Below are 21,794 nucleotides of genomic sequence, written 5' to 3' on the forward strand. Positions count from 1 at the left end.
GGAGAGCGGAGAGCGGAGAGCGGAGAGCGGAGAGCGGAGAGCGGAGAGCGGAGAGCCGGACATGGCTCGGATGCGGCGTCAAGTGATGGCCACCAGTCCCGTTTCCGCCTGTCTCCCGAGATGTGGCCTGCGACCCGGCGAGCCTTGCGCCCGGCCGGCGAAAGACCGATGGTGCGGGCGACGGTTCCCGGGGGAAGCTCCGGGCGAAGAGGGAATGCGGTGCGGGCCGAAGGATCCAAAGCCGCGACTGCCCCCGCAACTGTAGGCGGCGAGCGCGTCCCATCATGCCCACTGGCCCAGGACAGGCCGGGAAGGGCGGGGCAAGCCGAGACCCGCAAGTCAGGAGACCTGCCGTCACAGGCCTGTAACACCGGGCGGGGTGTCCCGGGCGCAGGGTGCGTGCGCCCGACGCGCCGCCCCTTCGCCTGCCCGCCTTCAATATGCGCGGAGGGCGCGATGATCGTGACGAAGAACGGACGGACCTACAGCCTCACCCAGTGCCGGCACCGGAAGGGGCCCTGCCTGAAGGGGCTCTCGGTGGTCGAGCATCTGGCGAGTTCGGCCCGCTGCACCCAAGGGCTCATGGGGCCGGAGTTCGAGATGCAGGGCTGCGTGCGGCTCACGGGCTGCATCCGGCCGTGCACAGCGCTCTTCCGGCTGACGGCGGGCGGTCTCCAGCTCTTCTGCGACCTCGAACCCGGGGACTGGTCGCCGGGCCTCGTGCGGCTGGCCGAGATGCTGGAGGACGGCGGCTCCTTCTCCGGCCGGCTCGCGGTCGAGCCGGCGGCCATCGTCATCGCCTCGGCACCCGAACCGTCGGCCGGGCAGACGGTCGGATTGTCCGGCCCGAAGCGCGAGGCGGCTTTGCATTGATCCTGACCGAGGTGCAGGCACAGGGCGCGGCCGGAAATCGCGCGCGGGTGGCGGGCCATCTGGGCGAGTTCCTGCAGGGACGGATCGGCCCGGCGGGGCCGCTCGCGCTGGTGACGCTGCCCTGCCCTGCCCTGACCGCCGAGGCGGCGCGCCTGCCGGGCCGCCTCGCGCTGCACCAGCCGGGCGCGCGGATGCTCTCGCTGCCGGCGCTGCGCCGGCTGCTGACGGCTGCGGGCCTACGTGCGGAAGGCCGGTTCCGGCTGGCGCTCGACATGCCGCCCGGTGGAGGCGCCGGGGCCTCGACCGCCGCCCGCGTGGCGATCCTGCGCGCGGCGGGCGTGGGCGAGGCCACCACCCTCTTCCGCGCCTGCCTCGCCTCGGAGGGTGCAAGCGATCCCCTGATGTTCGACCGGCCCGAGCGGTTGCTCTGGGCCTCGCGGGAGGGGCGGGTGCTCGCCTGCCTGCCGCCCCTGCCCCGGATGGAGGTCATCGGCGGCTTCTTCGGTTCGCCGCGGCGCACCGATCCCGCCGACCTCGCCTTCCCTGACATCGCAGATCTGGTGGAGGACTGGCCCTCGGCCGACCTGCCCGGCCTCGCCCGGCTCGCCACCCTGTCCGCGATGCGCTGCCTGGCACTGCGCGGACCGGCGGAGGATCCGACAGCCGCGCTCGCCGAGCGGCTGGACGCGCTCGGCTGGGCCATCGGCCACACGGGCTCCGCCCGCGCGCTGATCTTCCCCCCGGGTGCCGTCCCGTGCGGGGCCGCCGAGGCATTGCGGGCGGCGGGCTTTTCGCGCATCACCCGCTTCCGCATCGGCGGAGCCTGAGGGAGAGGACATGCGCGACCACGGCGGAAATCTCGACAGCGCGGCGGCGCTCTACGGCGGCGCGACCGAGGACTGGCTCGACCTCTCCACCGGGATCAACCGCGTCCCCTATCCGATGCCCGTCCTGCCCGGCCGCGCCCTGACTGCCCTGCCCGATGCGGCAGCCGAGGCGCGCCTTATGGCCGCTGCCCGCGCCGCCTATCGTACCGAGGCTCCGATGCTTGCCGTGGCCGGGGCGCAGGCCGCGATCCAGCTCGTCCCGCGGCTCGCGTCGCCGGGCGTCGCCCGCGTGCTCGGCCCGACCTACAATGAACATGCGGCAAGCCTCCGGGCCGCGGGCTGGCAGGTCGAGGAGGTGGGTGACCTCGGCGACCTCGCCGGCGCCGACCTTGCCGTGCTCGTCAATCCGAACAACCCCGACGGCCGGCGCCATGCACCGGAGAGCCTTCGGGCACTCCTGCCGCGCGTGGGCCGGCTTCTGGTGGACGAGAGCTTCGCCGATCCGCTGCCCGATCTGTCGCTCGCCCCCGACGCCGGGGTGCCGGGGCTTCTGGTGCTGCGCTCCTTCGGCAAGTTCTACGGTCTTGCGGGGCTGCGTCTGGGCTTCTTGCTGGGCGGTGCCGACGACGTGGCGGCGCTGGCGCGGATGGCCGGGCCGTGGTCGGTCTCGGGGCCGGCCATTGCCGCGGGAGAGGTAGCCTTGGCCGACCGTGACTGGGCGCAGTCCACGATCGCGCGACTCGAAGCCGAGGGGCCGCGGCTCGACTCGCTGACCGCCCGCATGGGCTGGCGGCTGGCCGGAGGCGCGCATCTCTTCCGGCTCTACGATACCCCCGATGCCCGTGCGGCGCAGGACCACCTCGCCCGCGCCCGGATCTGGAGCCGGATCTTCCCCTGGTCGGACCGGCTGATCCGCCTCGGCCTGCCGGGCGGCGAGACGGAATGGGCGCGTCTCGACGCGGCCTTCAGGGCTAGGACGCGGTAGGCCGCCGTTCAGCGACCGAAAGCGCGCCGCGACCCTTCTTCCCATTCACCGGACCCCGGGCATGAGCAGTCCGCGCGCCGCCCGGCAGGCTGCCCGTGACCGAGGCTCAGCCCTCCGGCGTGCCGCCCGAGAAGTTGCGATAGAGGAAGCGGTTTGAGCCGGCCTCGGCCTCGGCGCCCGCGAGCGAGAAAAGCTGCGCATGAAGCGGCGACTTGGCGCAGGCCGGATCGGTCGCGGCCGCGTCGCCCGCCAGCGCGAAGGCCTGACAGCGGCAGCCGCCGAAATCCTCCTCGGCGTGGATGCAGGACCGGCAGGGTTCCTGCATCCAGCCGGTGCCGCGGTAGAGGTTCAGCGCCTCGGACCGCTGCCAGATCTCGGCCAGCGGCGCCTCGCGCACCGAATCGAACCGGAGCCCGGTGATCGTCTCGGCTGCGTGGCAGGGCAGCACCTTGCCCGAGGGCGAGATGTTGAAGAACTGCCGCCCCCAGCCGCCCATGCAGGTCTTCGGTCGCACCGCGTAATAGTCCGGGATCACATAGTCGATGGCGAGCACGCCCGCGAGCCGCGCCTGCGCCTCCTCGACGATCCGCGTCGCCTCGTCGAGCTGCGCGAGTGTCGGCATCAGCGCCGCGCGGTTCTTCAGCGCCCAACCGTAATATTGCACATGCGCCACCTCGAGCCGCTGCGCGCCCGTCTCGACCGCCATGTCGATGATGCGGGGCAACTCCTCGAGGTTCTGGCGGTGCATCACGGCGTTGAGCGTGAGCGCCATCCCCTCGGCACGCACCCAACCCGCGGCCTCGATCTTCTTCGCATGACCGCCGCGGAATCCGCCGATGCGCTCGGCCAGCGGCGCGCTCGCGCCCTGCAGGCTCACCTGCACATGGGCAAGCCCCGCCTCGGCCAGTTCGGCCACCTTGGCGCGCGTGAACATCACCGCCGAGGTGATGAGGTTGGTATAGAGGCCCGCCCGGTCGGCATGGGCCACGAGTTCCATCAGATCGCGCCGCACCAGCGGTTCGCCGCCCGAAAAATGGATCTGGAGGACCCCGAGCGCCGCCAGCTCGCCGATCACCCGTTGCCATTCGTCGGTCGAGAGCTCGCGGCTCGCCGCCTCCAGCTCCACCGGGTTCGAGCAATAGGGACATTGCAGCGGGCAGCGGTGTGTAAGCTCGGCCAGCACCGCCATCGGCAGCGCGGGCGCTGTCCGGGCGGCGGGCTCGGGGGCGGCGAAGGCGCGATCGTCCATCAGGCGGCCTCCCGATCGATCAGATAGCCGCGGTCGGCCAAATCCTGCAGCAGCGCCAGCACCTCGTGCGCGATGACGCCGGGCTCGGCCACATATTTCCGCTCGAAAAGCGCGGTCAGCCCCGCCACCGTCTCCTGCCCGTCGCAAGCCTGCAGGATCTCGACGCAGATCTCGTCGGGCGTCATCACCCGCTCGGGCACCAGAAGCACCCACTGCTGACGGCTCTGGTCAAAGCGCAGCCGGGCATGACGGGCAAGCTGCGGCACGCTGCCGGACGAAAGCTCGAGGCGGCTCACCGCATCTCCTCCGGCACGAAGGCGCCGGGCGGGACATGGCCCAGCACATAGGCATGGTGGAGCGCGTCGAGCTGGGTCCAGAGCACCTGTGTCTTGAAGATCAGCGCATTGCACACCGCCGCGCGCTCCTCGGGCGTGCGGGCATGTTCGCGGACATAGCGCAGCGCATAGTCCGCGTCGCGCGGCGCCTGCGTCAGACGGCGCTGGAAATAGGCCATGACTGTCGGATTGATGAAATCGTAGTACGACAGCATCCCCGAGATCCGGGTGGCATGGATGTTCGGCGCGAAAAGCTCCGTCAGGCAGGAGGCGATGGCCTCGAGCGGGCTGCGGTCGCGGACGAAATGGACGTAGGCCTCGACCGCGAAGCGGGTGGCGGGCAGGATGCCATCGGTCGATTCCACATAGGCCCGGTCGAGCCCAAGCCCGTCCGTCAGGATCAGCCAGCGGTCGATCCCGCCCTCGGCCCCCTCGGCGCCGTCGTGATCTTCGAGCCGGTGGCGCCACTCGATCCGCGTGGCACGATCGCGGAAGCGCGAGATCACCACCGCATCCTTCACCGGGATCGTGCACTGGTAGTAATAGCGGTTCAGCGCCCAGGCCTGCACCTGGCCCTTCGTGAGTTCGCCGCCGTGCAGCATATGGTGGAACGGGTGGCGGTCGTGGTAGCGCGCCGCGCCGATCTCGCGCAGCCGCTCTTCCATGGCGTCGGCGCTCTCCAGCGGCCGGGCGGGCGACAGGGCGGTGCTCAGGTCGAGGCTCATGCGACGAACTCCATTCCGGGGGCGGGAACGCACCATCCGGCGCGCTCGGCGGCATCTCTTTCGGGCGAACCCGGCATCAGCACCGGGTTCGAGTTGTTGATGTGGACGAAGACCTTGCGGGCGATCCCCAGAGGCTCCAGCGCCGCCATCGCGCCCTCGGGCCCGCTCATCGAGATATGGCCCATGCGCCGCCCGGTCTTCTGCGAGAGGCCCGCGCGGATCATCTCGTCGTCCTGCCAGAGCGTGCCGTCGAAGAAGACGAGATCCGCCCCGGCAAGCCGCTCGGCCAGCGCGGGCGTGACCTCCGCGCAGCCGGGCAGGATGAAGGCGCGCCGGCCGCCGGCCGACAGCTCGAGGCCGATGCTGTCGCCTTCCGCCGCCCCCTCTTCCTCGCGCCAGAGGGCGGGCTTGCCGGGCACGGCGAAGCTCCGCACCGCAAGCCCGGAGGAGCGTCCGTCGGTAAGCACCGGCTCGAAGGGCGTCTCGGGCAGCATGGGGCGGCGCGGCACGATATCGTGGCGCAGGACGCCGAAGATCGGGTTGGCCGCCAGCACCGCGAGCACGTCAGGATGGGCATGGATGGCGAAGGGCCAGCCCTCGCGCATCGTGAGCAGCCCCGCCACCGCGTCGACCTCGGCATTGGTCAGGATCACGCCTGCGATGGGTGAATGGCGCAGGCCCTGTCGCGGATGCAGCGCCGGCGTGTCGAGGATCTGCTGGCGCAGGTCGGGCGAGGCATTCACGAGAAACCATGTCTCGCCATCGGCGCTTGCCGCGAGCGAGCATTGGCCGTTTCGGAGCGCGGGCCGGGCCCGCGCCTCCTGGCATCCAGCGCAGTTGCAGTTCCACTGCGGCAGGCCGCCGCCTGCTGCGGAGCCGAGGACAATGATCCGGAGCATCGCAGCAGGCTCCACTCGTTACTTGCGCTTGGCGCAGGAATACATGTTGATTTCCATCCCCACCGGGGTCTCGTCGTAACGCGGGGTCTTCCAGGCCATGGGATCTCCTCCTCCGTGATGGCGCCGCTCCAGGGCGGCCGATCTGAGTATTGGGGCTGCGACAAAGGGTCGCCAGTTATGGAGAGGATAGGCAGAACCTATTGCCGGGCAGTAGGTGCTCCACTGGCTTCCGCGTCGGTGGCCCGTTCCGGCCAGCGCGGGGAAAGGAAAGTCCTGCCGTGCATGCGCCGGCACAAAGTGTCGGTGCGCGGTAACGCCCGTAGAACGCACCGATGTTGCGCGTGGCGAGCCTGCGGCGTCGCAGGTCCAGCGACCGTATGTCAGGGACGTGTCAGCAGGGGCGGCAGCGCGTCGATGACCGGCAGGCGGACGGCGGCGCCGGCCGCCTGCAGGGCGGCCACGACTGCCGCATGACGGCCGGCGCGGTGCTGGGACGGCTGGATCAACGCCACGATCCGACGCGGTTCGAGCCCCGCATGGTAAAGCCGGAGCCCAGGCGCCGCGCCGACCGAGAGCGCCGGCACGATGCAGACCCCGAGCCCCGCGCGCACCATCGAGAGCGCCGTCTCGAAGCTCCTCACCCGCGCCGTCATCCGGTTCTGCGGCAGCATCTCGGCGAACCAGCTTTCGATGCGCCGACTGTGCTGGGTGCCGAAGGCGATCTGTATCGAGGCGTTCAGGACCGCCTGCTGATCGAGGGCAAGATCCTCCAGCCGCTCCACGCCGCCGAGGTCCAGCGACTCGGGGACCGCGAGGACGGTCGGGTCGGCCATGATGGGGATCTGGAGAAAGCCGGTGCTTGCCTCCGAGATTGAATTCGCGGCCAGAAGACCGATGTCCGCCTGCCGGGAATAGAGCATCTCGAGCACGTCCGCGGGCGCGCCTTCAAGCAGGTCGCATTCGGTCGTGCCGTCGAGGTCCATGTGCCGGAGCGCCTCGGGCAGGATCGTCCGCAGAAGCGATTCGACCCCCGCCAGACGCAGCGGATGGCGCTGGCCGCTGCCATAGGAGGCGAGCGTATCCTCCAGATCCTGCATCCCGCGCAGCACGGGCTCGGCCTTGCGCAGCATCAGCACGCCGGCCTCGGTCAGGATCATCCGGTTCGACCGGCGCACGAACAGGGGGAACCCGAGGCTCTGCTCGAGCCCGATGATCTGCTGCGACAGCGAGGGCTGCGTGATGCCGAGAAGCTTCGCCGCCCCTGTCAGGGACTGCGACTGCGCGACGGCCCAGAAGGCCTTCAGCTTGCGGAAAGTCAGTTCCGGCCCCGTCTGCACTCCGAGCCTGAGATCGGAAGAAGCGGGCCTCGCCTCCCGCACCGCCTTCTGCATGTCCGGTCCTCCCTGCCGTATCAGGCAGAGTGGCAGCAGGCGGTTGCGCCGTCTGCCCCGACGAAGGGAGGAGGCGGCGAACGGGTCTCGCTGCGGTCAGCCCCCGAGACGGCGGCGCATCTCCTCTTCCTGCTCGGCAACCTCGGGGGGCAGCGCGTCGCCGAAATCCTCCATCTCGTAGAGCGGCCGGATCTCGATGTCGGACGGACCGGGCATCGGGTTGGGGCAGCGCTTTACCCAGTCGATCGCCTCATCCAGATCGCGAACCTCCCAGAGCCAGAACCCGGCCACCAGTTCCTCCGGCGGGCCGAAGGGTCCCATCGTCACGCTGCGGGATGCGCCGTCGAAGCGCACGCGCGCGCCGTGCGACGACGGCCTCAACCCGTCTCCCGACTTCATGAGGCCCGCGGCGACCAGTTCCTCGTTGAACCGGTGCATCGCCTCGAACATTCCGGGCTCCGGCATGACGCCCGCCTCGCTGTCGCCGGTTGCCTTCACCATCACGATGACGCGCATGGAACTTCCTCCCCTGAATGGCCGGACCAGCATCGGCGCAAAGATACGCCCGCGACAAAACTTTTTTGCGTCGCGTGCGATCTTGGCAAATCGTGGCCGACGGGCGAGAAGCGGCAAGCCAGACGATGCCCGAAGGAGACGACCATGCCCGCCGTGATGATCCAGGGAACGGGTTCGGACGTGGGCAAGTCGCTGATCGTGGCAGGCCTCTGCCGCGCGGCGCGGCGCCGAGGCCTCTCGGTTGCGCCCTTCAAGCCGCAGAACATGTCGAACAACGCGGCCGTCACCGCCGACGGCGGCGAGATCGGGCGGGCGCAGGCCCTGCAGGCGCGCGCCGCCGGGCTCGAGCCGTTGACCGACATGAACCCGGTGCTGCTGAAGCCCGAGAGCGATCAGGGTTCGCAGGTGATCGTGCAGGGCCGCCGCGTCGGCACGCTGCGCGCCCGCGACTGGTTCGAGCGAAAGCCCGCGCTGATGGCGCCCGTGCTCGAGAGCTTCAGAAGGCTGAAGGCGGCGCATGACCTCGTGATCGTCGAGGGCGCGGGCAGCCCGGCCGAGGTGAACCTGCGCCAGGGCGACATCGCCAACATGGGCTTCGCCCGAGCGGCGGACGTGCCGGTCGTGCTCGCAGGCGACATCGACCGCGGCGGGGTGATCGCGCAGATCGTGGGCACGCAGGCCGTGATCGAGCCCGAGGATGCCGCCATGATCGCAGGCTTCCTCGTCAACAAGTTCCGCGGCGACGTGAGGCTCTTCGACGACGGCTACCGTCTGATCGAGGCCCGCACCGGCTGGCGCGGCTTCGGCGTCGTGCCGTTCTTCCCCCGGGCCGCGCTGCTGCCGGCCGAGGACGCGCTCGACCTCGGCCGCCCGGTCGAGCGGGGCGGGCTGACCGTTGCCTGGCTCGCCTTCTCGCGCGTCGCCAACTTCGACGACCTCGACCCGCTGAAGCAGGAGCCGGGGCTGACCGTGCTCATGGTGCGTCCGGGACAGCCGATCCCGGCCGAGGCCGACCTGGTGATCCTTCCGGGGACCAAGTCGACGCGCGGAGACCTCGCCTTCCTGCGCGCGCAGGGTTGGGACGTGGACCTGCTGGCGCACCATCGCCGGGGCGGACGGGTGCTCGGCATCTGCGGCGGCTACCAGATGCTTGGACGCAGCGTGGCCGACCCGCAGGGCCTGGAGGGCGAGCCGGGCATCACGGAGGGGCTCGGACTGCTCGATGTCGCGACGGTCATGCATCCCGACAAGCACCTGACCCGCGTCGAGGCGCGGCACAGACCGAGCGGAGAGCCTCTCTCGGGTTACGAGATCCACATCGGCGCGACCGAAGGCCCGGACTGCGCCCGGCCCTTCGCCGAGGTGGACGGCAGGCCCGAGGGCGCCACTTCGACCGATGGGCGGGTGACGGGCAGCTACCTGCACGGCATGTTCGGCTCGGACCGGTTCCGCCGGGCCTTTCTCGCGAGCCTCGGCGCCAAGACCTCCGACCTCGCCTATGACGCCCGGGTCGAGGAGGTCCTCGATGCGCTCGCCGAGCATCTCGAGGCGCATCTCGACGTCCCGGGGCTGCTGTCTCTCGCCCGCTGACAGGCAACTCCGAGGCTGCGACGCGGGCGCGGCAGCGGAGGCTCTAGGTGAACGGCCCGGGGCATCCTATATTCTGCGCATGAAACAGATCGCAGCCATCTTCGCCCTCTGCCTTCTCGCAGCACCGGTTCAGGCGCAGGAAGCGCCCGCTCCCGACACGGACGGCGACGTGGAGGAGGGCTTCAGCCTTCTGAACGAGGGCGCAAAGCTGCTCTTCCGCGGCCTGATGGACGAGATGGAGCCGGCGATGCGGGACATGGGCGAGGCGATGGGCGAACTGCAGCCCGCGCTGAAAGACTTGCTCGCCAAGGTGGACGATCTGAGCAACTACGAGATGCCCGAGCGGCTGCCGAACGGCGACATCCTGATCCGCCGCAAGGCCGATGCGCCTCCGCTGCCGGAGGACACGCCCGAGGCCGAGCCCGGCGCGCCCTCGGACGCGCCCGGCATCGACCTCTGATCAGCCCTTCGCGCGCACCTTCTGCAGGAGCGGCATGAGTTCGGACATGTCCGGCCCGTGCGCCTGCCCGGTCACGGCCTTCCTGAGCGGCATGAAGAGGCCCTTGCCCTTCCGGCCCGTCGCCTCCTTCACCGCGGAGGTCCACTGCGCCCAGCTTTCGGGCCCATAGGGCGGCTCGGGCAGAAGAGCCATCGCCTGACGGATGAAGTCGGCATCCTCGGGCTCGACCTGCGGCTCGGCCCCTTCCGAGACCAGCGTCCACCAGCCGCCGAGATCGTCCAGCACCGAGATGTTCTCTCTGGCCACGCGCCAGAAGGGCTCCGCCATGGCATCCGGCACGCCTAGTGCCGCAATGCGCGCCCGGACCGCCTCGAACGGCAGTCCCTGCACGTAGTGACGGGTCAGCGGGAACAGATCCTCGGCGTCGAACTTGGTCGGCGCCGCCCCGAACGTGCCCACGTCGAAGCCCGCGAGCAGTTCCTCATGCGTGCGGAACAGCTCGACCGGCTGCGACGAGCCCAGACGCGCCATCAGCGACAGAAGCGCCATCGGCTCCACCCCGCGCGCGCGCAAGTCGCGCAGGCTGAGCGTGCCCAGCCGCTTCGAGAGCGCCTCGCCCTGCGCGCCCGTCAGCAGCGAATGGTGCGCGAAGGAGGGCGGCGTGCCGCCAAGCGCCTGCATGATCTGGATCTGCGTGGCCGTGTTCGTCACATGATCGCCGCCGCGGACGATGAAGGTCACGCCCATGTCGATGTCATCGACCGAGGAGGCGAAGGTGTAGAGCACCTGCCCGTCGGCCCGGATCAGCACCGGATCCGAAACCGAGGCCGCGTCGATCGAGATCGGACCCAGGATGCCGTCGGCCCATTCGATCCGCTCCTGATCGAGCAGGAAGCGCCAGTAGCCGCCGCGCTCGTCGCGCAGCCGGGCGCGGTCCTCGTCCGACAGCTTCAGCGCCGCGCGGTCGTAGACCGGTGGCTTGCCCATGTTGAGCAGCTTCTTGCGCTTGAGGTCGAGTTCGGTCGGGCTCTCGAAGCATTCGTAGAAGCGGCCCGCGCGGCGCAGCTCGTCGGCGGCTTCCTCGTAGCGGCCCAGCCGGTCCGACTGCCGCTCGAGCCGGTCCCAGGTCAGGCCCAGCCACTCGAGATCCTGCATGATCCCGTCGGAATATTCCTGCTTCGACCGCTCGCGGTCGGTGTCGTCCAGACGCAGGATGAAGGTGCCGCCGGACTTGCGGGCTATGGCCCAGTTCATCAGCGCGGTGCGGAGATTGCCCACGTGGATGTAGCCGGTGGGCGACGGGGCGAAACGGGTAACGGTGGTCATCGGCGGCTCTCCTGATCCCGCTCCTGTTTCACAAGGCGCGGCGATTGTCCAGTTCAGCCGCCCCGGCTGCGTGACAGCCGGCACAGGCACCCCATGCAGCCACGCCTGCGCAGGTCGGAGGTTCGGCCGCCGCGGCCAGACCTTATCCGGGCGATGCCGCCGCGCCGCGCGGGACGGAGGCACTGCCGAAGCTGAACGGCGCAGGATTGATCGATGCAGCCACGCCTGCGCGGACGGAGGCATGCCGAGGCCAACCGAGAGCTCTCCCAGACGTTGCAGCCACGCCTCGGCGGGACGGAGATCCCCCAGCGGATGAACAAGGGGGCGCCTCGGGCGGCAGCCCGCTTCCCGCGCGGACCGGAGCAATCCAGTCGGATCGCCTTGGCCGGCCGTCGGTGGCGGGGCTTTTCGCGGCGAGGACGGCTGATTATGCTCCGCGCATGACTCAGGATCCGGCGCAGTCCACGGCCCCCGACCTCGACCTTCTGGAGCGTCTCGCGCGCGAGGCGGTCGATGGCCTGCCTGACGGATATCGCTCCGCCGCGGCCGCGGTGTTGCTGCGGGTCGCCGATCTTCCGCCGGACGAGATCCTCGACGAGATGGAGATCGACGATCCCTACGACCTGACCGGCCTCTACGAGGGCGTGCCGCTGACCGAGAAGTCCGTGATGGACCAGCCGATGCAGCCCGACACGATCTGGCTCTTCCGCCGCCCGATCCTCGACGAATGGGTCGAGCGCGGCGACGTCACGCTGCGCGAGCTCGTGACCCATGTGATGATCCACGAGCTCGCCCACCACTTCGGCTGGTCCGACGAGGATATCGCCTCGATCGACCCCTGGTGGGAGTAGACGCGAACCTCTGCCACCGTCTCCGGCGAGAGCCGCCGCGCCGAAAGCGGAACCGGACGGCGAGCCGCCGCTCCGGCATCTGTCGTGGACGGGCTCGGGCCGGCCAGGGAGCGGAGGCAGTCCGGGTGCCGGGCGGGTCCGGACGGTAGCCAGGTGTTTTCCTCGCGTTCTGCAAAATGAGCGGTTGACCGCCCTGCCGATCACCTTTGCGTCAGCGGCGGTGCAAGCCGCCGGCCGGCGGCTACCATGAGGGTCGACCCAACCTGACCCGGAGGATGCCGATGACCATGACGCGCCGACACGCCCTTCTGGCCGGGGCCACCCTGCCCCTCGTTCCCGCCTTTGCGCCCGGCGCCGGTTTCGCGGCAGCCGACATGCGAGGCCCCACGACCCCGTCCTTCCGGCGCTACGGCCTCGGCGCCTTCGAGGTCGCGCCGCTGCTGGCCGGGACCAGGGTGCAGGAGAACCCCAAGGACATCTTCGCGCTCAACGTGTCGCAGGAGGAGTTCGAGGCCGCGGCACGGGCGGCCTTCCTGCCGACGGACCGGGCGCAGGGCTTCTTCACACCCACGCTCGTCAATACCGGATCCGAGCTCGTCCTCTTCGACACCGGCCTTGCGGCCGAAGGCATCACCTCCGCGCTCGAAGCCGCGGGCCACACCGCCGACGAGGTGGATCTCGTCGTGATCACCCACATGCACGGAGACCACATCGGCGGCCTGATGGACGGCGAGACGCCGACCTTCGCCAACGCCCGCTACGTCACCGGACAGGTCGAGAACGATCACTGGTCCGCGCAGCAGAACGAAGGCTACGAGAGCAAGGTGCGCCCCCTGCTGGACAAGATGACCTTCATCTCGGGCGGCGACGAGGTGGCACCCGGCATCGTGGCGGTCGAGGCCTTCGGGCACACCCCCGGCCACTTGGCCTTCCGGCTCGAAAGCGAGGGGGAGGCGCTGATGCTGACGGCGGATGCGGCGAACCACTATGCCTTCTCGCTGGGCCATCCGGACTGGGAGGTGAAGTTCGACATGGACAAGGCCGCGGCCGCGGCCACGCGGCGCGAGCTCTTCGGCCGGATCGCGGAGGAGCGCATCCCCTTCATCGGATATCACATGCCCTTCCCCGCCGTCGGTTTCGTCGAGGCCACGGAGGACGGATTCCGCTTCGTGCCCGAGAGCTACCAGCTGATGCTGAACGGCTGACGGGATCGCGGGCCGGACCTCGGGGCCTAAGCGCTCGTGCGGTCGGTCGGGGCTTCGAAGAGCGGGCAGGCATCGAACGTCCCCGGGACTTCGGCCAGATCGTCGGTCTGCTTGGGTCGGCAGAGTGCTCCCCGGGCTGCTCCGGCGACGGGACATGTCCTTGGCATCCTCCGGACCTTGGGGTGGTCCTCAGTCGAGGCGGAAGGTCTTGTCCCGGCTCGTGGCGCCGCGGACGAGGGTCAGGCGGCTCTTGGCAACGCCGAGCGCCTTGGCCAGCGCTTCCGTGACGGCCCGGTTGGCCTTGCCGTCTTCGGGCACGCAGGTGACATGGACGCGCACGGTGCCGTCCTGCACCTCGACCTTGCCGCGTGACGCCCGTGGCGTCACCCGCACCGCGAAGGGCACGCCGGGCGCGACGAGATCGAGCAGCGCGTCGCCGGTCATGGAACGGCCGGTCCGGGCACGGTCGCCATCAGCTGCGCCATGTCCGCTCCAGCACCGCGTGCCAGTTCTCGTGGCAGAGCTTGCGCATCAGAGGCTCGTCATAGCCATGCGCGCGCATCGCCGCCTGAAGGGCAGGCAGGCCCGTGACGTCGCCGATCCCCTGCGGGATCGTCGCGCCGTCGAAGTCCGAGCCCATGCCGACGTGATCCTCGCCCAGCTGTCCGATCAGGTGGTCGAGATGGCGCAGCACAGGATCCCAGCCCATCTCGGGCGACTGCTTGCCGTCCTCGCGCAGGAAGGAGGTCGCGAAGTTCAGCCCGACCATGCCGCGGCTCTCGCGGATCATGGCCAGCTGCCGGTCGGTGAGGTTGCGGGTCGAGGGCGTCACGGCATGGGCGTTGGAATGGGTCGCGACCAGCGGGGCATCGCTCAGCCGCGCGACGTCGTCGAAGCCCTTCTCGTTCAGGTGCGACAGGTCGAGCATGATCTTCAGCCGGTTGCACTCGGCCACGAGGCGCCGCCCGGCCTCGGTCAGCCCCTCGCCGGTGTCGGGCGAGCCGGGGAAGCGGAAGGGCACGCCATGGCCGAAGACCGTGGGCCGGCTCCAGACCGGGCCGAGCGAGCGCAGCCCGAGCGAGTGAAAGAGGTGGAGCGCGTCGAGATCCGCGCCGATCGCCTCCGCCCCCTCCATGTGCATGATGCCGGAAATGACTCCCTCGGAGTGGCAGGTGCGGATATCGGCCGCCGTGCGGCAGACCTTGAAGCGACCGCGCGCCGCCCGCTCCATCCAGAGCATGTGTCCGGCCATCGCGAGCGCCACCGGCTGCGCGTGCTCGGCCCGGATCATCGGCGGCAGCGGCAGGTCGAAGGGCGGGTTGTTCATCATCGTCTCGAAGTCGGGCGCGTCATGCGCCTGCGGCGAGGGGATGTAGATGGCGAAGAAGCCGCCCGCGAAGCCGCCGGCACTCATCCGCGGCAGGTCGAGGTGGCCGGTCCCGTCGCCGCGCAGCCAGATGGTCTCGCGGTTGGCTGGATTGCGCAGCAGGCGCAGCAGGAAGTCGTTGTGGCCGTCGAAGACGGGGATCGTGTCGGTCATGGGGTGCTCTCGGCGGGGCGGTAGCCTTCGGACGCGGCCAGAAGGTCCTGGGTGTAGGTTTCGCGCGCGGCGCGCGCGCGCAGGTCCTCGCGGGTCAGTTCCTCGACCGCCTGCCCGTGCTGCATGACGAGCAGCCGCTCGCACATGTGGGCGACGACCGCGAGGTCGTGGGAGACGAGGATGTAGGTGAGGCCCCTCTCGGCCCGCAGACGGTCGAGCAGGTTCAGCACCTCGGCCTGGATCGAGGCGTCGAGCGCCGAGGTCGGCTCGTCGAGCAGCATCACCCGCGGCTCGAGGATCAGGGCGCGGGCGATGGCCACCCGCTGGCGCTGCCCGCCCGAAAGCTGGTGCGGATAGCGGAAGCGGAAGCCCTGGCCCAGGCCCACCTCGTCGAGCGCGCGCAGGATGCGCGCCTCGCGGTCGTCGAAGCCGTGGATAGCCAGCGGCTCGGCCAGCACGCGGTCGATGGTGTGGCGCGGGTGGAGCGAGGCATAGGGGTCCTGGAACACCATCTGCAGCCGGCGGTGGAACCCGGCCGAGCGGCGGCGCCCGAGCTCTTCGCCCGCCACCGTGACGGCGCCCGCCGAGATCGGCGCAAGCCCGCAGATGGCGCGGAGCACGGTGGACTTGCCCGAGCCGCTCTCGCCTACGATGCCATAGCTTTCGCCCTCGGCCACGCGGAACGAGACGCCACGCACGGCGTGGACCTCGCCGAAGCGGACATGGAGGTCGGAAACGTCGATCAGCGCCATCAGACGGCCCATCCTTCGTCGCGCTCCAGCACGGGCAGCGGCCGGCGCCCGCCCTCGATCCGAGGCAGGCAGTTCAGCAGCCCCTGCGTGTAGGGATGGCGCGCCTGCGCCAGATCCGCGGCGCGCAACTCCTCGACCACGCGGCCGGCATACATCACCAGCACCCGGTCGCAGAAGCTGCCGACGAGGCGCAGGTCGTGGCTGATGAAGACGAGGCCCATGCCGCGGTCCTGCACCAGCCGGTCGAGGATGCGCAGCACCTCGATCTGCACCGTCACGTCGAGCGCCGAGGTGGGCTCGTCCGCGATCAAGAGGTCCGGCTCGGCGATGAGCATCATGGCGATCATGGCGCGCTGGCCCATGCCGCCCGAAAGCTCGTGCGGATAGGCGCCGAAGACGCGGGCCGGGTCGCGGATCTGCACGGCCTCGAGCATGGCCATCGCGCGGTCCTTCGCCTCGCCGCGAGAGGCGGTGCGGCGCGCGGCCTCCATCAGCTGGCGGCCGATGGTCATCACGGGGTTCAGCGAGAACTTCGGATCCTGCATGACCATCGACATGCGGATGCCACGCAGGCCGCGCCACTGGCGCGGCGTGGCCGCGCGGAGGTCGATGCCGTCGAACTCGAGCCGGTCGGCGGTGGCCCGGCCCGGCGGCGGCGTCAGGCCCAGGATCGCGCGGCCGGTCTGGCTCTTGCCCGAGCCGCTTTCGCCCACGATCCCGAGCCGCTCACGCCCGAGGGTGAAGCTCACGCCGCGGACGACTTCCGAGGGACCCTGACGGGTCGGGAAAGTCACGCGGAGGTTCTCGACATGGAGGAGCGTCATCGGCCGGTGCTCCGCCCGGCGGAGGCGTCGGAGCCTCCGGCGGGGATATTTGTGCGAGAATGAAAGCTGGCGAGAGAGGCGGCGCGGGGGCGGTTCGGGGTCATTTGCGGGCCTTCGGGTCGAGCACGTCGCGCAGGCCGTCGCCGAGCAGGTTGAAGCCGAGCGAGACGGCGAAGATGGCGAGGCCCGGCATGGTGGCGACCCACCACTGGTCGATGATGAAGCGGCGGCCGCCCGCGATCATGGCGCCCCATTCCGGCTGCGGCGGCTGGGCGCCGAGGCCGAGGAAGCCGAGGCCTGCCGCGGTGAGGATGATCCCCGCCATGTCGAGCGTCACCCGCACGATCACCGAGGAGAGGCAGAGCGGCGTCACATGGCCCCAGAGAATGCGGAGCGCGGAGGCGCCCTGAAGCCGCGCTGCGTTGATGAAGTCGCTGTCGCGGATCATGAGCGTCTCGGCCCGTGCGAGGCGCGCATAGGGCGGCCAGGAGGTGAGCGCGATGGCGATGATCGCATTCTCGATCCCCGGCCCCAGCGCCGCCACGAAGGCCAGCGCCAGGATCAGCCGCGGGAAGGCCAGGAAGATGTCGGTCGCCCGCATCAGCACCGTATCGACCCAGCCGCCGAAATAGCCCGCCGTCGTGCCGATGGCGAGGCCGATGGGCGTGGCGATCACCGCCACCAGCACCACGACCATGAGCGTGAGCCGCGAGCCATGGATCACCCGGCTCAGGATGTCGCGCGCAAGGTCGTCGGTACCCATCGGATGCTCCCACGAGGGGGGCAGGAGGCGCTCGGTGCGCAGGTCGCCGCCCACGATCGGATCGTGGGGCGCGATCCAGGGCGCGAGGATCGCCACCGCGATCAGCGCGAGCACGAGGCCGAGCCCCACCATGGCGAGCCGGTTGGCCTTCAGCGCGAGCCAGGTGCGGTAGGCCTGGCCGAGGCGCGCCTGCCGCCGCGAGGCGGGTTGCTCGGAGAGGAGCCACTCGGTCCGGGTCATGGCCGCACCTGCCGCCGCGTGCGTGGATCGAGAAGGGTGTAGAGCAGGTCCGACAGCAGGTTCAGCGCCACGAACACCGCGCCGATCACGAGCGTCCCGCCGAGGACGGCGTTCATGTCCGCCACCTGCAGGCTGTTGGTGAGGTAGAGGCCGAGCCCCGGCCAGGCGAAGACCGTCTCGGTCAGGACCGAGCCTTCGAGGAGGCCTGCGTATGAAAGCGCCACCACTGTCACGAGCGGTACGGCCGCGTTGCGCAGCGCATGGACCCAGACGATGCGCCACTCGGGCACGCCCTTCACCCGGGCGGTGGTGACATATTCCTGCGCGAGCTCGGCCAGCATGAAGCTGCGCGTCATGCGGCTGATGTAGGCCATCGAGAAATAGCCGAGCAGCGCCCCGGGCAGGATGATGTGCGAGAAGGCATTGCCGAACGCGTCCCAGGCGCCCTGCATGGCGCTGTCGAGGAGGAGGAGGCCCGTCGTCACGGTGAAGCTGTATTCATAGGCGATGTCGATACGGCCCGGCCCCGCGACCCAGCCGAGCCGGGCGTAGAAGACGAGAAGGCCAAGCAGCCCCAGCCAGAAGATCGGGGCCGAATAGCCGACAAGGCCGAGGACGCGGACGATCTGGTCGATGGCGCTGCCCTGCCTGACGGCGGTGATGACGCCCAGAGGGATGCCTACCAGCGTGCCGATCAGGATCCCCACGGTCGCAAGCTCCAGCGTCGCGGGGAAGACCCGCGCGAGATCGTCGGCCACCGGGCGCTTGCTGAGGAAGGAGCTTCCGAGATCGCCCGAGAGCACGTTGCGCAGGTAGATCCAGAACTGCTCCCAGACCGGTCGGTCGAGGCCCATCGCGCGATACATGGCGTCGTAGGTGGACTGGCTCGCGCGGTCTCCGACCGCCCGCAGCACCGGGTCCACCGACATGTAGCGGCTGATGGCGAATGTGACGAGAAGGAGGCCCAGGAAGGTCACGGCGACGGTCAGCGCCACCTTGAGGCCCTTCCAGAGCCAGAGGGAGAGGGCGCCCGTGCGCCCCCTTCCGAACTGCGGGGTTGCGGCCATCTACTTCGTCACGGCCCGGAACGAGTTGTCGTTGAACGAGGGGCCGATGATGTAGCCCTCGACGTTCTTGCGCATGGCGACCACTTCCGATTCCTGGAACATGATCACGAAGGGCGAGGTCTTCAGCACCTCCTCCTGCATGTCGCGATACATCTGGGCGCGCTTCTCGGTGTCGCGTTCGAGCACGGCGGCATCCGCCTTGGCGGTCAGCTCCGGGATCTCCCAGGCGTTGCGCCAGGCCAGCGGCTTCGAGGCCGCATCGTCGGAGTTGTCCGGGTTCTGCGCGAAGGTCGCGTTGGTATGCGGGTCCTGATAGTCGGGTCCCCACTGGCCGATGTAGATGTCATGCGTCCGCGCACGGTATTTCTCGAGCGTCTGGCCGCCGTCGCCGGGAATGATCTCGATGGTGATACCCGCCTGCGCCATGGTCTGCTGGATCGCCTGCGCGATCGAGGTCACTTCGGGCGTGTTGCGGGTATCCATCGTGACGGTGAAGCCGTCGGGCAGGCCCGCCTGCGCCAGAAGCTCCTTGGCCTTGGCCGGATCGAAGCTGTAGGGCGTCTCGTCCAGCGCGCCGAGGAACCCTTCGGGCAGGAAGGTCTGGTGGGTCTTCTTCATGCCCTTGACCAGCGTCTCGGCGATGGCGTCGTAATCGACGAGCCATTTCATCGCCTCACGCACCTCGGGCTTGGCCAGGTTCTCGTTCTTCTGGTTCAGGCCGAGGTAGAAGATCGTGCCCTTCACCCCGCTCTGGATCTTGATGTCGGGGTTCTGGCTCAGCGCCTCGATCTCTTCGGGCAAAAGCTTGCGCGCAATGTCGATGTCGCCCTGCTCGAGCAGCAGCCGCTCGGTCGCGGCCTCGGGGATGTGGCGGTAGATCGAACGCGCCATGGCGGGCTTGTCGCCATCCCAGTTGTCGTTGCGCTCCATCACGACGGCCTCGTTGGCGCGCCATTCGCGGATCGTGAAGGGGCCGGAGCCTGCGTAATTCGTCTTGAGCCAGTTGTAGCCCCAGTCGCCGTCCGCCTCGTTCGACTGGACGAGATCCTTGTCCACCACCGAGGCGACGGTCGCCGTCAGGCAGTAGAGCAGGAAGGTCGGCGCATAGGCCTTGTCCATCTCGAAGGTGAAGGAATAGTCGCCGGTCTGCTTGACCTTCTCCTCGACATTGTCGGGCGTCAGGCCGAACTGGCCCAGGATGAAGGCCGGCGACTTGTCGAGCTTCACCGCGCGGACGAGGCTGTAGACCACGTCCTCGGCGGTCAGGTCGTTGCCCGAGGCGAATTTCTTGCCCTGACGGACCGTGAAGCTCATGGTCTTGCCGTCCTCGGACAGCTCCCAGCTTTCAGCCACGCGGCCGAAGATGTTCGAGACGTCCTCGATGTCGTAGCCGATGATCGTCTCGTAGCTGTTGCCGATGATCTCGGAGGCAGTGAATTCGAACACCTCGGCCGGGTCGAGGGTGATCATGTCGTCGATCGCCCAGGCCTGGATGAAGGTGTCGGGCGGCGTCTCGGCGGATAGCGGAGCCGTGGTCAGGGCGAAAGCGGCAACGGCCGCCGTCGCCAGCAAGCGCGCTCGGATGAACATGGAGAACCCCCTGTCGAAGTTTTTTTTGCGCAGGCTCCTGTCCTTCGCCAGGCGTCGGGACGGGCCCCGCTGACATGCTGAACAGCGGGTCATGAAACTGTCAAGGGTTGCTCTCGACCCGAGAAGATCGGCCGGGACCGGGGCACCGCCGCCTCCGGAAGCGCCCGGTCAGCGGGCGGCCGCAAAAGGCCGGGGACGGAGGCGCCCGCAGATCAGGCAGCCCTGACCCTGCCGGCGCGGTCGGCGGCGGTCGCCTGCTGCGTTTCCATGCCGCCCGGCCGCAGCCCCACCTCGGCGACACCCCTTCGCGCCGGTCGGTCCGTGGCCGGGTCACGCCGACAATTTCGCGCGTCGGCAGGCTTTGCCCCGTGGCCGCCGGCGGGTCCGGCGTTCCAGAACGCCGCTTGACGCTGCTTGCCCGATCCTCAAGATCGCGGCCAAAGGAGATGCCCATGCCCGATGCGAAGCCCGAGGTCCTTGACTTCCTCCTCAACCGTCGCTCGCGGCCCGCCAAGACGCTGGCGCTGCCGGTGCCGGACCGTGCGGCACTGGAGCCGATCCTGACCGCCGCCCTGCGCACGCCGGATCACGGCAAGCTCGAGCCATGGCGGCTGATCGTGGTTCAGGCGGGCGCGATGCCGAGGCTCGCGGCGCTGGCAGATGCCCGCGCCGATGCGCTCGGCCTCGACGACGAGAAGCGTGGCAAGGGTCGATCGCAGTTCGAGCAGAGCCATCTGGCCGTTATCGTCGTGGCGCGGCCGCAGCCTTCCGACAAGGTGCCGGACATCGAGCAGACACTTTCGGCGGGCGCCGTCTGCCTCTCGCTGCTGAACGCGGCGCTGGCGGCCGGCTGGGGGGCGAACTGGCTCACCGGCTGGCCCGCCCACGACCGAGGCTTCCTGCGCGAGGGGCTGGGCCTCGAGGATCACGAATTCGTCGCGGGCATCGTGCATATCGGCAGCGAGACCGTCGCCCCGCCCGAGCGCCCGCGACCTGATGTTGCCAGTCTCACCACATGGGTAAGTGAATGATCCGCGATTTCCTCCGTGCCATCGGCCAGATCGGCGACCCCCCCTTCCGACGGGTCGTCCTCTTCGGCATCGGCCTCTCGCTGCTGCTGCTGATGGCGATCTATGCAGGGTTCCTGTTCCTGCTGAACATGTTCGTGCCCGACACGCTGACCGTGCCCTGGATCGGCGAGGTCGGCGGCGTCGATACGGTCCTGTCCTGGGGCTCGGCCGTCCTCATGCTGGGACTGTCGGTGTTCCTGATGATCCCGGTCGCCTCGGCCTTCACCGGCCTCTTCCTCGACCGGGTCGTGGATGCCGTCGAGGAGAAGCACTATCCGCAGCTCCCCCCCGCCACTCCGCTTCCGATGACGGATCAGCTGATCGACAGCGCGAACTTCTTCGCGGTGCTCGTCCTCGTCAACGTGATCGCGCTCGTGGTCTTCATCTTTGCGGGGCCGGTGGGACCGATCCTCTTCTGGGCGCTGAACGGCTTCCTGCTCGGTCGCGAGTACTTCACGCTGGTCGCGATGCGAAGGCTCGGCCGGGGGGGCGCGAAGGCGCTCCGCGCTCGTCACGCCGGGCAGATCTGGATCGCGGGCACGCTGATGGCGGCGCCGCTCTCGATCCCGATCCTGAACCTCGTCGTGCCCGTGCTGGGCGTGGCGACCTTCACGCATCTCTTCCACCGGCTGAACGGCGGCCGGCGGGTCTGATCGCTGCCTCGCGGCAGGCCCGGTGTGCGGGCCGGCCGCATCCCGGCCCCGACGCGAGAGGGC

At 69.7% G+C, this 21,794-nt stretch carries 24 protein-coding genes and 1 riboswitch; of the genes, 9 read left to right on the top strand and 15 right to left on the bottom strand.

Going from position 1 to position 21,794, the window contains the following annotated elements:
• Positions 1 to 164 precede the first annotated feature (164 nt).
• Positions 165 to 370, top strand: a riboswitch (cobalamin riboswitch).
• A gap of 86 nt (positions 371 to 456) precedes the next feature.
• From ACTVZP_RS18880 to cobD, 3 genes are read left to right on the top strand one after another with little or no spacing between them, the layout of a single operon-like run.
• A complete protein-coding gene (locus ACTVZP_RS18880) occupies positions 457 to 873 on the top strand; it encodes a hypothetical protein (RefSeq protein WP_443213721.1) in 417 nt (138 codons plus the stop codon).
• Positions 870 to 1,700, top strand: a complete 831-nt coding sequence (locus ACTVZP_RS18885) for a propanediol utilization protein (RefSeq protein ID WP_443213722.1) — start codon at positions 870 to 872, stop codon at positions 1,698 to 1,700. The genes ACTVZP_RS18880 and ACTVZP_RS18885 overlap by 4 nt, the downstream gene beginning before the upstream one ends.
• 10 nt (positions 1,701 to 1,710) lie before the next feature.
• The gene (gene cobD / locus ACTVZP_RS18890; protein WP_443213723.1) at positions 1,711 to 2,685 is read left to right on the top strand and encodes a threonine-phosphate decarboxylase CobD; all 975 of its coding nucleotides are present in this window, start codon (positions 1,711 to 1,713) and stop codon (positions 2,683 to 2,685) included.
• A gap of 106 nt (positions 2,686 to 2,791) precedes the next feature.
• Here cobD and pqqE read toward each other — a convergent pair whose 3' ends face one another.
• The 7 genes from pqqE to ACTVZP_RS18925 form a co-directional block, all read right to left on the bottom strand.
• A complete protein-coding gene (pqqE, locus tag ACTVZP_RS18895; protein ID WP_443213724.1) occupies positions 2,792 to 3,934 on the bottom strand; it encodes a pyrroloquinoline quinone biosynthesis protein PqqE in 1,143 nt (380 codons plus the stop codon).
• Complete coding sequence (gene pqqD, locus ACTVZP_RS18900; RefSeq protein WP_443213725.1) at positions 3,934 to 4,230, bottom strand: pyrroloquinoline quinone biosynthesis peptide chaperone PqqD; 297 nt, start codon at positions 4,228 to 4,230, stop codon at positions 3,934 to 3,936. The genes pqqE and pqqD overlap by 1 nt, the downstream gene beginning before the upstream one ends.
• A complete protein-coding gene (gene pqqC / locus ACTVZP_RS18905; RefSeq protein ID WP_443213726.1) occupies positions 4,227 to 4,994 on the bottom strand; it encodes a pyrroloquinoline-quinone synthase PqqC in 768 nt (255 codons plus the stop codon). The genes pqqD and pqqC overlap by 4 nt, the downstream gene beginning before the upstream one ends.
• A complete protein-coding gene (pqqB, locus tag ACTVZP_RS18910; protein ID WP_443213727.1) occupies positions 4,991 to 5,893 on the bottom strand; it encodes a pyrroloquinoline quinone biosynthesis protein PqqB in 903 nt (300 codons plus the stop codon). The genes pqqC and pqqB overlap by 4 nt, the downstream gene beginning before the upstream one ends.
• An 18-nt stretch (positions 5,894 to 5,911) precedes the next feature.
• Positions 5,912 to 5,992: a pyrroloquinoline quinone precursor peptide PqqA gene (gene pqqA, locus ACTVZP_RS18915; protein ID WP_002720979.1), complete on the bottom strand. Its 81-nt coding sequence runs from the start codon at positions 5,990 to 5,992 to the stop codon at positions 5,912 to 5,914.
• Positions 5,993 to 6,273: 281 nt separating this feature from the next.
• Positions 6,274 to 7,284 (bottom strand): LysR family transcriptional regulator, encoded by a 1,011-nt coding sequence (locus tag ACTVZP_RS18920; protein WP_443213728.1) that lies wholly within the window; start codon positions 7,282 to 7,284, stop codon positions 6,274 to 6,276.
• 96 nt (positions 7,285 to 7,380) lie between these two features.
• Entirely contained in the window at positions 7,381 to 7,800 is a 420-nt protein-coding gene (locus ACTVZP_RS18925; RefSeq protein ID WP_443213729.1) for a YciI family protein, read from the bottom strand.
• A 144-nt stretch (positions 7,801 to 7,944) separates the two neighbouring features.
• Here ACTVZP_RS18925 and ACTVZP_RS18930 point away from each other — a divergent pair, with 144 nt between their 5' ends.
• Together ACTVZP_RS18930 and ACTVZP_RS18935 are read left to right on the top strand one after the other, a co-directional pair.
• Positions 7,945 to 9,390, top strand: a complete 1,446-nt coding sequence (locus ACTVZP_RS18930; protein WP_443213730.1) for a cobyric acid synthase — start codon at positions 7,945 to 7,947, stop codon at positions 9,388 to 9,390.
• A 79-nt stretch (positions 9,391 to 9,469) separates the two neighbouring features.
• Complete coding sequence (locus ACTVZP_RS18935) at positions 9,470 to 9,850, top strand: AAA+ family ATPase (RefSeq protein WP_443213731.1); 381 nt, start codon at positions 9,470 to 9,472, stop codon at positions 9,848 to 9,850.
• On the opposite strand, the gene gltX is transcribed toward ACTVZP_RS18935, so the two are convergent.
• On the bottom strand, positions 9,851 to 11,176 hold the full coding sequence (gltX, locus tag ACTVZP_RS18940; protein ID WP_443213732.1) for a glutamate--tRNA ligase: 1,326 nt from the start codon (positions 11,174 to 11,176) through the stop codon (positions 9,851 to 9,853). It lies immediately after the preceding gene.
• 440 nt (positions 11,177 to 11,616) lie between these two features.
• Here gltX and ACTVZP_RS18945 point away from each other — a divergent pair, with 440 nt between their 5' ends.
• Positions 11,617 to 12,027: a metallopeptidase family protein gene (locus tag ACTVZP_RS18945; RefSeq protein ID WP_443213733.1), complete on the top strand. Its 411-nt coding sequence runs from the start codon at positions 11,617 to 11,619 to the stop codon at positions 12,025 to 12,027.
• 281 nt (positions 12,028 to 12,308) lie between these two features.
• Positions 12,309 to 13,232 carry an MBL fold metallo-hydrolase gene (locus ACTVZP_RS18950; RefSeq protein ID WP_443213734.1) on the top strand — a complete coding sequence of 308 codons (924 nt, stop codon included), beginning with the start codon at positions 12,309 to 12,311 and terminating at the stop codon, positions 13,230 to 13,232.
• 189 nt (positions 13,233 to 13,421) lie between these two features.
• On the opposite strand, the gene ACTVZP_RS18955 is transcribed toward ACTVZP_RS18950, so the two are convergent.
• The 7 genes from ACTVZP_RS18955 to ACTVZP_RS18985 all read right to left on the bottom strand — a co-directional run bounded on the left by ACTVZP_RS18955 (position 13,422) and on the right by ACTVZP_RS18985 (position 20,008).
• Complete coding sequence (locus ACTVZP_RS18955; RefSeq protein ID WP_443213735.1) at positions 13,422 to 13,676, bottom strand: DUF167 domain-containing protein; 255 nt, start codon at positions 13,674 to 13,676, stop codon at positions 13,422 to 13,424.
• A gap of 28 nt (positions 13,677 to 13,704) precedes the next feature.
• The gene (locus tag ACTVZP_RS18960) at positions 13,705 to 14,772 is read right to left on the bottom strand and encodes a dipeptidase (protein ID WP_443213736.1); all 1,068 of its coding nucleotides are present in this window, start codon (positions 14,770 to 14,772) and stop codon (positions 13,705 to 13,707) included.
• On the bottom strand, positions 14,769 to 15,524 hold the full coding sequence (locus ACTVZP_RS18965; RefSeq protein ID WP_443213737.1) for an ABC transporter ATP-binding protein: 756 nt from the start codon (positions 15,522 to 15,524) through the stop codon (positions 14,769 to 14,771). Before ACTVZP_RS18965 ends, ACTVZP_RS18960 begins: the two co-directional genes overlap by 4 nt.
• The gene (locus ACTVZP_RS18970; protein ID WP_443213738.1) at positions 15,524 to 16,348 is read right to left on the bottom strand and encodes an ABC transporter ATP-binding protein; all 825 of its coding nucleotides are present in this window, start codon (positions 16,346 to 16,348) and stop codon (positions 15,524 to 15,526) included. Before ACTVZP_RS18970 ends, ACTVZP_RS18965 begins: the two co-directional genes overlap by 1 nt.
• Before the next feature lie 100 nt (positions 16,349 to 16,448).
• Positions 16,449 to 17,351, bottom strand: coding sequence for an ABC transporter permease (locus ACTVZP_RS18975; RefSeq protein ID WP_443213739.1), 903 nt, complete (start codon positions 17,349 to 17,351; stop codon positions 16,449 to 16,451).
• Positions 17,348 to 18,418 carry an ABC transporter permease gene (locus ACTVZP_RS18980; RefSeq protein WP_443213740.1) on the bottom strand — a complete coding sequence of 357 codons (1,071 nt, stop codon included), beginning with the start codon at positions 18,416 to 18,418 and terminating at the stop codon, positions 17,348 to 17,350. Before ACTVZP_RS18980 ends, ACTVZP_RS18975 begins: the two co-directional genes overlap by 4 nt.
• Positions 18,419 to 20,008 carry an ABC transporter substrate-binding protein gene (locus ACTVZP_RS18985; RefSeq protein ID WP_443213741.1) on the bottom strand — a complete coding sequence of 530 codons (1,590 nt, stop codon included), beginning with the start codon at positions 20,006 to 20,008 and terminating at the stop codon, positions 18,419 to 18,421.
• 452 nt (positions 20,009 to 20,460) lie between these two features.
• Here ACTVZP_RS18985 and ACTVZP_RS18990 point away from each other — a divergent pair, with 452 nt between their 5' ends.
• Both ACTVZP_RS18990 and ACTVZP_RS18995 read left to right on the top strand, forming a co-directional pair.
• Complete coding sequence (locus tag ACTVZP_RS18990; protein WP_443213742.1) at positions 20,461 to 21,039, top strand: nitroreductase family protein; 579 nt, start codon at positions 20,461 to 20,463, stop codon at positions 21,037 to 21,039.
• Complete coding sequence (locus tag ACTVZP_RS18995; RefSeq protein WP_443213743.1) at positions 21,036 to 21,731, top strand: EI24 domain-containing protein; 696 nt, start codon at positions 21,036 to 21,038, stop codon at positions 21,729 to 21,731. The genes ACTVZP_RS18990 and ACTVZP_RS18995 overlap by 4 nt, the downstream gene beginning before the upstream one ends.
• The last annotated feature ends 63 nt before the right edge of the window (positions 21,732 to 21,794 follow it).

Origin of the sequence: Rhodobacter sp. NSM, from assembly GCF_052244495.1 — a bacterium.
GTDB lineage: Bacteria > Pseudomonadota > Alphaproteobacteria > Rhodobacterales > Rhodobacteraceae > Cereibacter_A.